Origin of the sequence: Glaciecola nitratireducens FR1064 (assembly GCF_000226565.1) — a bacterium.
In the GTDB taxonomy this organism is placed as follows: Bacteria; Pseudomonadota; Gammaproteobacteria; order Enterobacterales; family Alteromonadaceae; genus Glaciecola; species Glaciecola nitratireducens.
In genome coordinates this window covers 3,345,251-3,360,496 of record NC_016041.1, presented here as the reverse complement: position 1 = coordinate 3,360,496, position 15,246 = coordinate 3,345,251, and the positions used below count along the sequence as shown (strand labels likewise).

12 protein-coding genes are annotated in these 15,246 nt (G+C 42.4%); 5 read left to right on the top strand and 7 right to left on the bottom strand.

What is annotated here, in order from left to right:
* Positions 1-131 precede the first annotated feature (131 nt).
* Positions 132-962 (top strand): hypothetical protein, encoded by an 831-nt coding sequence (locus tag GNIT_RS14375; RefSeq protein WP_014109999.1) that lies wholly within the window; start codon positions 132-134, stop codon positions 960-962.
* Between the two features lie 34 nt (positions 963-996).
* Here GNIT_RS14375 and GNIT_RS14370 read toward each other — a convergent pair whose 3' ends face one another.
* The gene (locus GNIT_RS14370; protein ID WP_014109998.1) at positions 997-1,584 is read right to left on the bottom strand and encodes a GspH/FimT family pseudopilin; all 588 of its coding nucleotides are present in this window, start codon (positions 1,582-1,584) and stop codon (positions 997-999) included.
* Positions 1,585-1,753: 169 nt separating this feature from the next.
* Between GNIT_RS14370 and hrpB the strand changes: the two genes are divergently transcribed.
* Positions 1,754-4,255, top strand: coding sequence for an ATP-dependent helicase HrpB (hrpB, locus tag GNIT_RS14365; RefSeq protein WP_014109997.1), 2,502 nt, complete (start codon positions 1,754-1,756; stop codon positions 4,253-4,255).
* A 1-nt stretch (position 4,256) separates the two neighbouring features.
* Here hrpB and trhA read toward each other — a convergent pair whose 3' ends face one another.
* Positions 4,257-4,919 carry a PAQR family membrane homeostasis protein TrhA gene (trhA, locus tag GNIT_RS14360; protein WP_014109996.1) on the bottom strand — a complete coding sequence of 221 codons (663 nt, stop codon included), beginning with the start codon at positions 4,917-4,919 and terminating at the stop codon, positions 4,257-4,259.
* Positions 4,920-5,230: 311 nt separating this feature from the next.
* Here trhA and GNIT_RS17745 point away from each other — a divergent pair, with 311 nt between their 5' ends.
* Positions 5,231-5,776 (top strand): hypothetical protein, encoded by a 546-nt coding sequence (locus GNIT_RS17745; RefSeq protein WP_014109995.1) that lies wholly within the window; start codon positions 5,231-5,233, stop codon positions 5,774-5,776.
* 96 nt (positions 5,777-5,872) lie between these two features.
* On the opposite strand, the gene GNIT_RS14350 is transcribed toward GNIT_RS17745, so the two are convergent.
* Complete coding sequence (locus GNIT_RS14350) at positions 5,873-6,568, bottom strand: anti-sigma factor family protein (protein WP_014109994.1); 696 nt, start codon at positions 6,566-6,568, stop codon at positions 5,873-5,875.
* An 8-nt stretch (positions 6,569-6,576) separates the two neighbouring features.
* The gene (locus GNIT_RS14345; protein ID WP_014109993.1) at positions 6,577-7,068 is read right to left on the bottom strand and encodes an RNA polymerase sigma factor; all 492 of its coding nucleotides are present in this window, start codon (positions 7,066-7,068) and stop codon (positions 6,577-6,579) included.
* 142 nt (positions 7,069-7,210) lie between these two features.
* On the opposite strand from GNIT_RS14345, the gene GNIT_RS17740 reads away from it, so the two are divergent.
* Complete coding sequence (locus GNIT_RS17740) at positions 7,211-9,085, top strand: S8 family serine peptidase (RefSeq protein ID WP_148261723.1); 1,875 nt, start codon at positions 7,211-7,213, stop codon at positions 9,083-9,085.
* Positions 9,086-9,132: 47 nt separating this feature from the next.
* On the opposite strand, the gene GNIT_RS14335 is transcribed toward GNIT_RS17740, so the two are convergent.
* Positions 9,133-10,068: a surface lipoprotein assembly modifier gene (locus GNIT_RS14335; RefSeq protein ID WP_014109991.1), complete on the bottom strand. Its 936-nt coding sequence runs from the start codon at positions 10,066-10,068 to the stop codon at positions 9,133-9,135.
* Positions 10,069-10,164: 96 nt separating this feature from the next.
* Entirely contained in the window at positions 10,165-12,714 is a 2,550-nt protein-coding gene (locus GNIT_RS14330) for a DUF5666 domain-containing protein (protein WP_014109990.1), read from the bottom strand.
* Between the two features lie 335 nt (positions 12,715-13,049).
* Between GNIT_RS14330 and GNIT_RS14325 the strand changes: the two genes are divergently transcribed.
* Complete coding sequence (locus tag GNIT_RS14325) at positions 13,050-14,435, top strand: prolyl oligopeptidase family serine peptidase (protein ID WP_049786942.1); 1,386 nt, start codon at positions 13,050-13,052, stop codon at positions 14,433-14,435.
* 87 nt (positions 14,436-14,522) lie between these two features.
* Here the strand turns inward: GNIT_RS14325 and GNIT_RS14320 are convergent, their stop codons facing one another.
* The gene (locus GNIT_RS14320) at positions 14,523-15,002 is read right to left on the bottom strand and encodes an FKBP-type peptidyl-prolyl cis-trans isomerase (protein WP_014109987.1); all 480 of its coding nucleotides are present in this window, start codon (positions 15,000-15,002) and stop codon (positions 14,523-14,525) included.
* Between the last annotated feature and the right edge of the window lie 244 nt (positions 15,003-15,246).

Here is a 15,246-nt window from a genome sequence, read left to right as displayed (position 1 = left end):
ATTTACATACCGCCATATCACTAACATTCATTTCGACGTTATTCTTTTCAAAAGTCAGTTACTCGCAGATAATTCTCGACTGTAGGAATTGCAACCAAACGGAAATCGTTTATAAAGTCGAGGGGCATGCAATGCAAAATAGCCTGACTCCGGGTAATTATCAGTTTACGGTATTTGATTCAGCACAATTGAATCTGGTAGACGCAGATATAAATGTCACTAATAACTCCTCGAGAATCAACTCGTCTATCGTCGATGTTAATTTATTACCAAAAACCACTAGTTATCAGATTGTTGAATCGAACCTCAAAGAATATCGAACTTTAAAAAATATGTGGATAGCAGAGACACTTAGACTCATTCAAGAGGAGCCTGAACTCACTCTCTGGTTAGACAGTTCTTTGCAAAGCGCTGCGCAAGCTCTTCAGGCTCCAGGAGAGTCTGGATTTATTATAGAGGATAAACTCAATGATATCCTATCACTGACAGAGACAAGAGATAATGTAGTCTTGAAATGGAACAATGCTCTGCTTGCTATTAGTAAGAGACTCAGAAATTTTATAGATAACAAAGCAGGTATGTCTGAAATTGCATCTACTCTCGTATTAATGGCTGACGGCACTCTTATAGAAGTTGAAATAACCTTTAAAACATGGAGCAGCGGCTCAAAAGCAGTTGTAAAAGTAACTAAAAGAGCATTTTTTGCAAACGGAGTTAGAATTCCAACTGCGGCTTTTGCAATGGACGACGTAGATGAAATTACTGAAGATATGATAGATCTTGGAGCGATGATTGATTATATCAACAGTTTGGGAATGAATGTCGCCGGAGACACCGCAATTCTTACTGCTCCATCTTTTGTCAGCGGCAGCAGTAAAGATGGATGTATAAGGACAATTGATTTTATAGAGGACCCAAATACGGGGCAAAAGATTGCACAAATCGCGAAAGATTGCCCTTAGTTATTATCTGGTCTCGTACAGAAAAGCATCACTGTTATAAACAAGTTAGCGGCTTGCCTGCACTATTTTCGTGTATGCCGTCATTGTTTTTATCTGAACTGAGCTTTATCTTTCCTTGCAAACTTACGGTTAACAGCCTCGCGTAATTAGCCTCCTGAGAGGCGGGGCAGATACGTAAACTCGCGGGGCTGGCAGTAACGCCACTTTCATAAAATTTAATCGTTTTATTGCGGCTATAAATTTGGTTGTTTGCAGTGCTTTTCGGCATGCTCATCAGCAGCGGCTCCAGTGGCTCTCGCTCATTGTTGTAGTTGCTGTCGATAAAAACAATTTTAGGTGCATTCCAGTCTTCACTGCACTGGCTGTAATTATCGGCAGGGCACAATACAGCCGTCTGCTGCTGATCGATTGCAGTGAAGCGTGTGAAGCGAATAAGGCTATTAAGCTGATTAGTTTCGGATGTAATTCTAGCTTTGGTGATAATTGATAAGAAGCTGGGGACTCCTAGCGTTCCCACTATTGCTAAAATACCGATTACGACCATCAGTTCTATCAGCGTTGTGCCTTTTAACTTCGATTTTGAGAGGGATTTTATCTTCTTTCTACTTTGTCGACGGTTCATGCTTCGGCATTCCTTTGCCTGTGGTTTCATTGCTAATAATAATAAATGTAGAACGTTTAATTGCTACTGAACCGAATGACGGTTTTTGCTATTATCGCTAGACATTAAATCGTCAATCGACATCATCGTTTAAATTAGGTGTTCGCACCCACTAGGAACTCTCATTCACTTGCTTCCCGTACAGGAAATACTCAGTGCACTTAGCCTGCATCTTAAGAATGGTAACGCTATTGTTGTGGCGCCGCCGGGTGCTGGAAAGTCGACGGCGTTACCCTTATTCTTGCTGCAACAGCCCGCTTTTCAAAACAGTAAAATTATTATGCTGCAGCCACGTCGAATTGCAGCTCGCAATATTGCGCATTATTTGGCTGAACAGTTGGGCGAGAAAGTCGGCAAAACCGTTGGTTACCGCATTCGAGGGGAAAATAAAACGAGCGTGGATACTCGCTTAGAAATCGTCACTGAAGGTGTTCTCACGCGGATGTTGCAAGCAGCACCTGAACTGCCTGGTGTAGGGTTGATTATCTTTGATGAGTTTCATGAGCGCAGTATACACGCCGACTTTTCACTGGCGTTGAGCCTAGAAGTGCAGCAAGCACTAAGAGATGACTTACGTATATTAGTCATGTCAGCCACATTGAACGCGCAAGCAATTGCTAAAATAATGCCTGATGCAAAGTTGCTGGAATCACAGGGAAGAAGCTATCCAGTGGATATTCAATACGTAGCGTCAAATTCACGCTCGTCGATTGTTGATATGGTATGTGAGCTGGTTACCCAAACGTTTCCAAAACACGACAGAGATTTTTTAGTTTTTTTACCCGGTGCATTTGAAATTAGAAAAGCCGCAGAAATCCTCTCTCGAAAACTTGATGATTGTATTGTCTTACCGCTTTTTTCAGACCTTAATAAACAACAGCAACAAGACGCGCTGATACCAAACAAAGAAGGCAAGCGAAAAATTGTTTTAGCCACCAACATAGCCGAAACAAGCTTAACCATTGAAGGCATTGAAGTGGTGGTTGATAGCGGCATTGAGAAAAAAGCAATATTTGATTTACGTCGAGGTATTACGCAGTTAACTAGTCAAAAAATTTCACAGGCTTCAGCAATTCAGCGCGCGGGGAGAGCGGGGCGCGTAATGGCAGGAACATGTTACCGTTTATGGTCGAAAGAATTACATGGTCGGCTAGCGCAACAATCCACACCTGAAATATTGCAGTCTGACGTTACCGATTTAATACTAGAGGCCGCTATTTGGGGCGCGCCAATGGCTGAACTAGCGCTCATAGACCAGCCTATTGCCGCGCAGCTTTCACAGGGCGAGGAGAAGTTAGTCAGTCTTGGGATCATGGAACAAAGCAATAAAATCAGCGATTTTGGACGCCAAGTGCATGCTCTGGGCGGCAATGCGAATATTGCTATTATGTTGCTAAAGAGTGCGCAGTTGAGCGACGCGCATCAAAGTTTGGCTTGCGCCCTAGCCGCGCTCCTTGAAAGCAAAGATCCACTTCCTCAAGCACAAACCGTTGAAGTCACGCCGCGCTTGATATTTTTACTCAAAAATAAACAACACAGTTTGTGGCAGCTTATCAAGCAATGGCACCATAAGCAGAATATCCCGCTGGTTGACTGGCCATTGCAAGACGTCTCCATTTTACTCGCATTTGGTTTTGTGCACTGGATCGCAAAGCATCGCTCAGAGGCGCGTTTTAGTTTAGCTAATGGTAGTGGTGCGGTTCTTCATGCTGAAGATGAACTTTTACGTCATCTAGGGCAGCAATCGAGGACACAAAACAATGGTCGTTGGCTTGTGGTTGCAAATATGCAGCTGACAGATAAACAATCAGATAGCGCGCTTATTCGATATGCTGAACCAATACAGTTTGAACACCTGAAAACTTACTTTCCTGAATTGTTTACACGAAATGAATTAGTCCAATGGGATGAGGAAAAGCAACGCATAACAGCCTCTGAATCAGACTACTTTGGCCGCATTCCTTACTCTAAAAAAGCCCTTCCTAAACCATCTCCTGATGCTTTAGCCACAGTGTGGAAACAGCAAATTCAGAAAAAGGGTATGCAGGCACTGCCCTTTGATGCTCGTTCACAGCAATTGATTAAGAGGGTCCGTTTGTTTAATCGTGTTAATAATACGACAGTGCAGAACGAGGAACTCCCCGATTTTTCTGAATCGGCACTGCTGAAAAATGCTGAACATTGGTTGCTACCATTTTTAACTGATAAGAATTCATGGCAGGCACTTTCAAACCTGCCGTTTTATCAGTTATTGAGTCAGCAAATGGATTATCAACAACTCAAAAAGCTTGATTCACTTCTGCCTGAAAGTATTGCAATTCCTACCGATAGAAAAGCAACAATTGATTACAACGATGAAGGGCAAGCGTTGTTGTCAGTCAGAATGCAGGAGCTTTATGGCTTGCAAGAGCACCCTACATTGTTAAATGGAAAACTACCAATTACCTGTGAGTTGCTGTCACCTGCGCAGCGACCGTTGCAAACAACGGACGATCTAATCGGGTTTTGGCAAGGAAGTTATAAGCAAATACAGAAAGAAATGAAAGGTCGTTATCCTAGACACTTTTGGCCTGACGACCCCGCTAATTCTCCTGCCACAGCGACTACTAAAAAGCGGATGCAGCAACAGTAGGCTAGACGTTTGTTGGCTGCCCAATCACAAAAGCGTAAATTGCGTAGAAGTGGCAAGCGGCGCCCATTAACACGAATAAATGCCAAATTGCATGGGTGTAATGCTTATGTTTCGCCATGTAAAACGGAATACCTAGGCTATAAGCAACCCCGCCTAGGAATAAAAAGATGAAGCCGGTGAGCGGCACAGCATTATAAATGGGTACAATAATTAGCAGAGCTAGCCATCCCATTACTGCATATGTCGTTACCGCTAGCCTTGGATATTTATCTTTAAAAATGGCTTTAAAACCAACGCCAAATAGCGCAACTATCCATATTGTAATGATGCTAACGGTAGAAACCCAACCGTCAATAGCAACCACTAAGAAGGGTGAATAAGTGCCAGCAATAAGCAGATAGATAGCAATATGATCAATGCGTTTCAAAATGGGCTTTAACGCGGGGTTACTAACCCAGTGATACAAGGTCGATGCGCCGAAGAGAAGTACCATTGAGCTACCAAATATAATCGAAGATATTACCTCAACTGCGCCATTGCTTTTCATCAAAAGCGCACTAAGGCCGAGAATCGCTAATGCAAAACCGAGGAAGTGAGTTAAGGCGTTTAAACGCTCTTCCAATTGACTATATTCATGTGTTTTTGGACTTGCTGTTTGTTTCACGATAGCTGCTTATATGCGTTTAAATTAATTTCAGCTTACAATTGTACGCTGAAACTATTGCTTTGGAAAGGTAGAGGTTAATTTTTACCTTATGTTGTTTAACGTACAGAACATCTTGTTTCAAGATGCTAACAATATGCCATCAGTTGACGTTAACAAAATGCTTTGAAGCAACTTAAACTTAATATTATAGGGCTCCTTTTTACCCTTCTTTTGCCTGTTTTACCATTGTGTTTAGATAAACGCCGATTATTAAGCTGACGAAACTATTCGATTCGTAATTTTATAATTTTTAATCAGAGGAATTTATCATGAATATTACTCGCTCTTTAATTGCCACAAGTATTTGCTTATCTTTCGCTTCATCTGCTATTGCGACTTCAAGCTTGAGCCCAACCTATCAATATGATGCTCAGAGACTCAATCAAGGTGAGTCAACATTAGATGAATCTGCAGAGCATGGATCGGCAGACGATTTGGAAAAACAATTAAAAAAGATGCATGAAATGCACGAAAAAATGATGAATGCGAAAACAGCAGATGCACGCACTGCACTTATGGCTGAACATATGAAAGTAATGCAAGCTAGCATGTCTATGATGACTGGGATGTCAGGCGAAAATCACAAATCCATGATGAATAGCTCTGCAAATACTCACTCCTCTAAAAGCGAGTCAAAAGGCATGATGGATATGGAGGGTATGAAAGATATGAAGGGAATGAAAGGTATGGAGGGTATGAAAGGCATGAAAGATGGTATGTGCTCAGATATGGAAGCTCACCATAATATGATGGAAAAACGAATGAAAATGATGGAAGGCATGATGCAAATGATGATTGACCGCTCAGCCTCTTAGTGCTGTTAAGCTCGCTAATAGTTTATTCGTCCTTCATTGGCACCTGCAGAATCATGCTAAGCAGGAAATAAAGAATATTCTCAAGGTGCCATTTTATTATTTTGCTAAGTTCTTGCGCTCCATTTGGGTGCTAAAGGGAATGTCGTCCATATTTTCATCCAACCAGCGTTCAATTTTTTCTGAGCTCGCGCTTGAGGCTGTTTGATACGTCTGACTGGATGCAACTTGAATACTGTCGCTAACTTGAGTTTCCCATTTACCATTAATATTACAGGCTACCGCTTGTTCGTTGCGTGTTGATTTCGACAGTCTGTATTCCCTGCAAAAATTCCCCTGTCTGTCTTGAAAACTCATTACTAGAACCACTTGCGTATTGCTATCTAATGCAATGGTTTGACCCGACACTTCGCTACTAAGTATGTTGGCCAAACTTGGACTATCTTGATTGCTGGAATACCAAACTACCGGTGCAAACAAGGTAACAATTAAGAATGACGCTGCTAATGACAACCACTTTGGATCCCTCCAGCTAGCTAATTGCACAATATTTGAATTACTAGCTGGTGTGTTTTGTTCCGCATCTCTCAATAAATTCATAATAGAGTCAGGCACCGGTACATCGTCAATCAAAGACACATGCTGCTTTAGTGCAAGATCATTTTCACTGTATTTTGCAAACTCGTTTGCAAAAAGTGCATCTTCTTGCAGTCGTTTTTTAAAAATAGCTACTTCTGGTTCACTTAATTCATTATCAAGAAACGCTGATATTATCTCGCTATCTGATTTCTTCATTGCTGCTCCTAATCTGTTGCACTTAGCTTTTCTGCTAATTTTTTTCGTGCTCTCGAAATGCGACTCATGACTGTACCAATAGGCAAGTCGAGGGTCTGAGATGTCTCTGCATATGACAAGCCCGACATAATGATCAAGCTAATAACCATCCTGTAAGGCTCTGGCAGCTCATCGATAGCAATTTGTAAACGCTGCTTTTGTGATGCTTCCTCAAGCTGATTATCATTAGTGTTAGAGGATGCTATCTGCGATATGTCAACCGCATCGTCTGTCGCTCTCACCTTTCTTGACCTTATTTCATCAATCCACGCGTTTTTGCATATTCGAAACATCCAAGATAATGGAATGACGTTTTCTGGAATCGGGCGAGTTAGCAAGCGTTCGACAACGATCTGAGTTAAGTCATCCGCATCATTGACGTCACTTGTCAGTGAATAAGCAAATCGACGCAGATCCTGCAGGTTCGCCAAGATCATCGACTTCAAAGCTCTGGTATCCATATTATCCATTTCTCGAATCTACTTTACTAACGTTTGACATTGTGTTTTATTTCAAAATAACGATAAATAAAAAAATACATTATCTATCGTAATAATCGGATAAAAAATACACATGGTTTTAAAGAACAAATCATATCAGCGAATGGCATTAACAATAAGTACCTTGTTGTTATCTCCTGCTGCCTTGAGCCTAGAGCATCGTAACGTGCTATCCGAACCTGACGAAGCAAACACGACAGTTAGTGAAGCCGCCTTTGACCTTGTAACTCGGTATTTCGCTGAGTTTATTAATAAAAGCGGCCCCTATGGTAGCCTGTATTTATCACAACGCACTAATTTTAATGCTACAGAAGACGACGTTGAGGACGATGTAGAAGATGACGTCGAGGACGATGTAGAAGATGACGTTGAGGACGATGTAGAAGATGACGTCGAGGACGATGTAGAAGATGACGTTGAGGACGATGTAGAAGATGACGTCGAGGACGATGTAGAAGACGATGTCGAGGACGATGTCGAGGACGATGTAGAAGATGATGTCGAGGACGATGTAGAAGATGATGTTGAGGACGATGTAGAAGACGACGTTGAAGGCGATGTAGAAGATGATGTCGAGGGCGATGTAGAAGATGATGTCGAGGGCGGTGTAGAAGATGACGTTGAAGACGATGTAGAAGATGACACCGAAGACAAAATCGACGATCACGTTGGAGGTGATATTGAAGACGACGCTGAAGAGGAAATTGAGGATAAGGTTGAAGATGATTCTAAAGACGATGCAGAAGATGACATAGAAGATAAAACAGAGAGCGATCTTGATGCCGATAGTGTCGAAAAACTCAGTTCATTCAGTGTTGACGATAGCTACTATGAAATCATCGAGCAACGGGCAAGTTTGCAATTAGAAAATGTCATACAAGGCTCTGCAGATGACAACAATGAGAAAGTCTTTAGCGATAATTGGCTAATACTGAGTGAGCCGAACGAGAGTGACTTTCTGCAAGCGAATGGTTATAGCATCATCAGCAGTCGTTTTTTACCTAGCTTAAATAAAGATTTAGTGCGCGTAGAAGCCCCGCGAAGCTTTAAATTAGATTCCGCCGGCATAGCTTTGTTGAAGAACTTAAATAGCTCTGAAAGAGCTGTCGACCTTAATCATATCTATTCACTCTCTGCATTGTCCGCACAGTCAGAAAACAAAGCGCAGATACCCAGAAACTTACTATCCATTACGCCACCAACAACACGACAGAAAGTTGGTATCGTCGATACGCAGATCCACACAAGTCATCCCTCATTGCGCAGGCTCAATATCACCAGTAAAGATTTTTCAGAAAAGGCACCGATATCATCGAGTTCTCATGGTAATTCTGTGGTCAGTATTTTGGCCGGGCAAAGTGACGACTTCATGGGATTGTTGAGTAATGTAGACGTCTATGCTGCTTCGGTGTTTTTTCATGATGACGACAGCGGCGATATAACGACTACAGAAAGTTTACTCAACTCCCTAGATTGGTTGGTTTCTCAAGACGTCAAAGTAATTAACATGAGTTTAGCAGGTCCAGCTAACATGGTGCTATCGGCAGCTATTGAAGAGTATTGCCAACAAGGCATTATTATTGTGGCGGCGGTTGGCAACAATGGTCCGCACTCCGAACCGTTATTTCCTGCAGCGGATGAATGTGTTATTGGGGTCACCGCTATTTCAGAAAATAACCGTGTGTATCGTCGAGCCGTCAGGGGGCCTCAAGTCGATATTGCTTCTTATGGCGTTAATATTCTCGCAGCAGATAATCAATCTGGATATGCTAGTGTTACTGGCACTTCCTTTGCAACACCCTTTGTGACGGCTCAGGTGCTGAGTTTATTAACTGATGCTCCTGTTAGCCAGAGTTCTCAGAAAATGCTTACTGAAGAGCTTATGAGCCTCACTATCGACCTTGGCGACCCAGGAAAAGATATTGTATATGGTTTTGGTGCTCTGACGCAGAAAGGCCAGTATTCTTCTCAGCACTAGCTAACGCCAGCTAAGCATTGTTTAGACCTAAGGTAAGTGCCGGTTTTCTAGAATTGGTATGAAATGCCGCTTGCCACTGATGTTTCACTATAGCTAGCAGAAGCTAAATTTGAGTCATTGTTGACATAGGAAAGCGCCACGTGCCAAAACAAGTCGTCAATGATTTCAGCTTCGTTACTTAGGCTGAATGTAGCCCTGTCATCGGCGCGAAATGCGTTAATTCTGGGGTTCAAACGATCGTTAAAATCTCGCTCTCGGTACTTTCCTTCGACGGTTAATCTAAGCTTATAAGTACTCACTGAGTAGCGTTTCTTATATGCCAAGCGAAGCTGATAACTGCTGAAATTAAACACAGGGTCGATAGCGTCTTCCTGCCTAAGCTTCACGGAACTAATAAAATAATCGCTCAATCCATTCCAAAAATAATAGTAATCAACACCAATTTCATCACTTTGCGCATCGCGAGTCGGATTATTAATAAGCTCTTTATCTATATTGGTATAAGCCAAGCGTAAGAAATTTTTCTTATCAAGAAAAAATGAAATTGCGGGAGATACATGAGTAAGCGTTAGAAAGTCGTTGCCACCAAGGTCCGCACTGGCGTTTCGGTAATCAAAACTTAAGGTGTAATCAGCATGCTTAAATTTATAGCCCGCTGAGGATAGGGTGGTTTGAAGGCTAAATCTATCAGCTTCAAAGTAATTTTTATCGGTATAGGAAATACCCGCTGAGACACTGTGTTGTGAACTAAAAGCATATTCAATATCCCCTTTTGCTTTTACAACAAAAAAGCTATCACCTCTGGTTGTGCTTAAATCTATTTCCTCGACAACCACGTTGCTCTCATTTCCAACAGATGCCTCAAGTTCAGCGCCAAAGGAAAAATCACTTTTCTCTTTGCTGTGCAGGTACTTGCTAGCATCACTGATGAGCATTAGCGCGCATAAAAAGCCAATGCTGAATTTGGAAAATCTGGGGTCCACATTTATTCCTTTTATTAGCGTAATAGCTCTGCTTTTCAATAAACAAAAAGCCCTAGGACGATAATACTATCGGCTAGGGCTATAGCAAGGTTTACTTTAATCCTCTTGGAATTCGATTTTTTCAGCGATGAAAATACCCTCATCATTGACAAAACCGTCTACCTCCACTTCAACGCCGACCGAAATATCTGATGCAGAGCCATATTCGAAAGCAGTGTATTGATTATGCTCTATGACAATGTCTCCGAGAGTAAACTGAGTCTCACTGAGTACTGCGCTAATACGTCCTTCTATTTCAGATTCATCTGAATCAGAAAACTCTATCTTTCTGGCGACTAGCTTTTGTTGCTCATTAAACTGCCCTTCAACCTCAACATAGGCGCCAACTTCAATACGACTAATGTTGCCATTTTCAAATTCAGTCATTTCATTTAGCACAATGGTAATGCCTTCAACCACGATTTCTCCATTGTCGAGTAATTCAGAAATGGTCCCTTCAACATCTGCACTATTTTGCTCATCGCCATCTTCAATCTCAATTTTAAGTGCAAATAGGGTACCGTTTTCATCTACGCTCGCTTTTATCTCAACATAGGTGCCTTGAAGTAAGTCCGCTTCGCTGCCATCTGAAATTTGGGTAGAAACATCGAAAAACACGGTTTGTTGATTAATGATTAATCGACCATTTTCAGCGTCAGCTTCAAGTGCTCCTTCGATTTCAACGGAGTAATCATCACTGTGATCGTTGTCTTCCATTTTGATGCGAGTGGCAAGGATATCGCCATTGTCCGCTTCACGCCCATAAACTTCAACTCTTACGCCTTCAGCAATGGTTGTAAAGGCAGTGCCTTTAAAAACAGTGCGTTCATCAGTCGTAATTAAGCGACCGTTAACCGTAAAGGATTCAACCGAGTCGAAACTTGAAATAAGCCCAGAAAACTCGACACCGCCAGACTCATCATCACCATTGTCACCATTTGCACGACTTGTTTCAATGTCGGTAGCTAAGATGCTGCCGTCTGCTTGTTTAATACCTTCCACTTCTATCCAATCACCCGCAAGCAACTGCGCAAAGAACACGTCTGCAGAAACATCTGAATCACCCAATTCATATTCAGTAAACTGACCAGTTGTCACTATTGCGCCCTGCAGTTCAATGGTTTGCCCATCAATTGCTATCACTTGGCCTTTAATTTCGGCCTCAGCATCGTCGTTATTTCGTGATGCATCGGTTTCTTCACGTTCTAAGGTTTTAACGATAAGGTTATCACCGTTTGAAAAAGCCTCTATTTCAACTAAGTCTCCAATACTAAGAAGGTCTAAGCGAAAACGTCTGATGTCCAAGTCTGAGTCATCTTTTAATTGGCTATATTCATCCACTAAGAATACTGTGTCCAACACGGTGAGGGTATTGCTCTCAAGGTCAATCGCTTGTATCACCCCTTTAACTTCTATCTCGCCTTGCTTATCGAAACGAATAACGCTGGCGACTAGATTTCCGTCCAGCTCTGTCCCTTCTATTTTAACCCTAATACCAACATTCAGATCATCGCTATTACCAGCTCTAAATTGGGTATTCTCATCCCACTGCACTGTTTTTCCAGCGATTACGAATTGAGTCTCTGATAGGCTGCTAATAATCCCATCCAACGCTAATTTGTCGGAATTGCTATTGTCGTCCTTAAGCTCAACTTCATCAGCAACGATGACCCCATCTACTAAGCCTTGTGCTGAGGATATCTTGACTAAAGCGCCATTGGCGAGGGTGCCTTCAATAACTGCTTGGGAAAAATCAACCGACACGCTGCCGACATTGAAGGTTTGGCCGCTTTCGTCAAGGTTAGCGATTTCGCCAATCAACTTATACGTATCTGCTGCATCGGAGGTCTCAATATGTGTGGCTAACCATGTCTCATCAGCGCTTTTTATGGCACTAATTTCAACTACATCGGCTACTTTTAATTCACTAAATAGCTTATCTTCAAAAACGGTGCGCGAATCTACTTGATAAACCTGACCAAGCACGACTATCTGATTATCACTCAAGGAAATCGACTCTATCGGCCCTTCGGCATGCACATTATAATCAATATGACTAGCGGTACTAATAGAACCGTCTGCCGTTTTACGGCCTTTTACAGTGACGTTCATGCCTACGTCCAAGTCGTCTTCACTGGCATCATCATTATCATCAGTCGAGATGGTTGTATCATCGGTCGAAAAGCGTACGCCGTTCACATAAACACTACCAAAATTGGTAATAACGCCTTTACTTTGAATATCAGTCATATAGATGAGTTCTTGGACCGTCGTATTATTCGCAGTGACAGTAAATGAAATACTGGCGGGAATAACATCGAACTCGGCATTTTGTGCCACAACGGGATCTGCGGTCACCGTATAAGTGCCAGGCAGTAAGTCAGATAAAGTAGCATCACCGTTTACGTCACTGGTGTATCCTTCTGGACCCGTTACCAGTACGGTAGAGTCGGCTCCCGAAGGCAAGCCCTTGATTGATAACTGAAGAGCACCATTTGCGCTGATTGGTGCAATTGGGTCAACAGCAGTATCTGAACCGCCACCGCAAGCATATAGCATTGAGGTAACAACCATCGTGCCAAATATATGTTTCTTTTGAATTTCCATTGTCTGTTCCTTATTAATAACTAGTGTTGTAAAAACAACGACTCACCTTATAAAGAAAGTGGAAAGATGAAATACTTCACAGGGTAATTTCACAGCTCGCTTTACTCGGCTTACATGACTTTCTAATCAACTAACGGATAAGCAGAGAGATTTATTCCCAATAAATCATTTTTATTTTTTATTTTATTTTAATTATGTGATCTCCTGCAGTTCGTTTAATTCCATTCTAATGTTTTCAAGATGTTAATTAATTGCATTTATTGTAAATTTAATTCGCAAATTAATTTTTAGTGTCTATAGTCAATGGGTACAAAAAACTCAAAGGACGATAAAAAGTGAATAAAAAAGTACACCCATCTGCTTTAGTTGAAGCATGCTTCAAAGCTCTAAAACAAACAACAAAGAAACCAGTAGTCAGCGCCATGATGCTGACTTTGATTTTCATGTTCGGTACCTCAGTAGCCAGTGCCGCACCACCACCTAAATATTTTGTCGATGAAGCTGAGCTTCCCTTCGAAGCGAAGTCGAATGCAACCGCCTATTGGGGGGTACACGCTCGTGCCGGCTATCGTATTGAAGTTCCTGATAATTGGAATGGTGATTTGGTTATGTGGGCTCACGGCTTTCGAGGAACCGGCTTAGAACTTACCGTAGACAATCATCCGCTGCGCGATCTCCTTATTTCCCAAGGCTATGCTTGGGCCGCGTCAAGCTATGATCGAAACGACTATGACATAACCAGCGGTGTGCAAAGTACGCATGCATTGCTCAAACGCTTTAACGGTATAGTTTCAAAGCCTAATAAAGTTTATATGACAGGCGCGTCAATGGGTGGACATATCACCGCAGTGGCAATTGAACAGTATCCAAATACCTTTGATGGCGCATTGCCAGTATGTGGCGCTATTGGGGATTATGCCTTATTTGATTATTTTCTTGATTTTAATCTCGCTGCGCAGCAACTTGGCACCGGTAATTCGGGGTTCCCAGTAGTAGATGCAGAATATATAGGTGTAACAGTCCCAGCAATAAAAGCGGGGCTAGGGGCTGTTCCTGGTTCATGGCCATTCATTCTTAATGCACAAGGTCAACAACACAAAGACTTGGTAGAGCAGCGTTCAGGCGGTGAGCGGCCTAACTTTGATGAGGCGTTTGCGTTCTGGAACAGCATTCCAAGCGCAACAGGTGGTGGTAACTTCTTGTTTGAGCTTGGGCTTGGCGACGGTAGTTTACCGCGTGCCCCAGGTGCTGCTACCCAGAATATTAATACTATCTATCAATTCGACAATGACCCAAGCCTCACTGCAGCTGAGCAAGATTTGAATGACAATATAGCGCGCGTAGCTGCAGCCCCGCAAACCCGCAGGTCTAATGGTCTTGCTCAGGTACCGCGAATTTCTGGCGATATCAACATCCCTGTGTTGACCCTACATAATCTTGGTGACCTTTTTGTCCCTGTACTCAATGAAGTTGTCTATGCTGAAAACGTTCGCGCAAAGGGAAAAAGTAACTTACTCGTGCAAAGAGCAGTGCGCGGTGTTTTACACTGTGATTTTACCCCTGCAGAGTTTTCAAGGGCTTTTATTGACTTGGTGCAGTGGGTAGAGTTAGGTGATAAACCTCAAGGGGATGATTTTCTAGACCCTGCAGCCGTCGCAGATCCAGAATTTGGATGTGCTTTTACAGATGGTCCTCATACTTTTGGTACCGCTTGTCCATAAGATTGGCGAAGCGCGGGTTGGTTGCCAACATGCAACCAACCCGCCATTTATGTTTTACAAGAGAACAACTCTAGGCTTTTTTATCGCCTAGTGCTGATGACCACCCTCGCCATGCACATGACCATGAGCTAGCTCTTCCTCTGTTGCATCTCGCACTTCGATTACTGAGCCGGTAAAGTTCAAAGTCTTTCCTGCTAAAGGATGGTTTGGATCAACCGTCACCTCTTCACCCTCAATTTTTGTAACTGCCAATTGTACTGGGCCCTTCTGTGTTTGTGCGGTAAATACCATGCCAGGTTCAATTGTTTCAACACCCTGAAATGCCTCCTTGGGCATTACTTGTAAAATTTCTTCGTTGTAATCACCGTAGCCTTCTGCTGGCTCAATGGTAACATCAAATTCATCGCCAATTGCTTTGCCCTCGAGAGCGGCTTCTAAACCGGGAATAATGTTCTTTTGTCCATGTAGGTAAACCAAGGGTGCACCACCTTCTGAGCTATCAATAATCTGCTCTTCTGAATCTTTTACCGTGAAGTTTAACGATACTACTTTTTGATCTGCAATCATTTGCTCGTCCTTTTATTTTAGTCTGTTAGTTTCATCGCGATTGTGGATGCCCACCTTGTTTAAAGCCACACAAAAACAAACGCATGCTCGGTGTTCGACTATAAGAGTTTGGGGCTATTTTTGTTAAATCAAGTGCGTGTTAAAACTCGTGTTAAAAACCATCCTTTAAGAACACTACTGTTATCGTTTGGACGTAAGCCAATTGAAAGAAATTTGGGACGAAGCTGGTTTAGCAAAATCTTGC

Bases quoted from the DNA above. Each gene is read 5' to 3' on its own strand.
- GNIT_RS14345 (WP_014109993.1), bottom strand. From the start codon at position 7,068: ATGGATACCAGAGCTTTGAAGTCGATGATCTTGGCGAACCTGCAGGAT.
- GNIT_RS14370 (WP_014109998.1), bottom strand. From the start codon at position 1,584: ATGAACCGTCGACAAAGTAGAAAGAAGATAAAATCCCTCTCAAAATCG.
- GNIT_RS14350 (WP_014109994.1), bottom strand. From the start codon at position 6,568: ATGAAGAAATCAGATAGCGAGATAATATCAGCGTTTCTTGATAATGAA.
- GNIT_RS14375 (WP_014109999.1), top strand. From the start codon at position 132: ATGCAAAATAGCCTGACTCCGGGTAATTATCAGTTTACGGTATTTGAT.
- GNIT_RS14330 (WP_014109990.1), bottom strand. From the start codon at position 12,714: ATGGAAATTCAAAAGAAACATATATTTGGCACGATGGTTGTTACCTCA.
- GNIT_RS17740 (WP_148261723.1), top strand. From the start codon at position 7,211: ATGGCATTAACAATAAGTACCTTGTTGTTATCTCCTGCTGCCTTGAGC.
- GNIT_RS17745 (WP_014109995.1), top strand. From the start codon at position 5,231: ATGAATATTACTCGCTCTTTAATTGCCACAAGTATTTGCTTATCTTTC.
- GNIT_RS14320 (WP_014109987.1), bottom strand. From the start codon at position 15,002: ATGATTGCAGATCAAAAAGTAGTATCGTTAAACTTCACGGTAAAAGAT.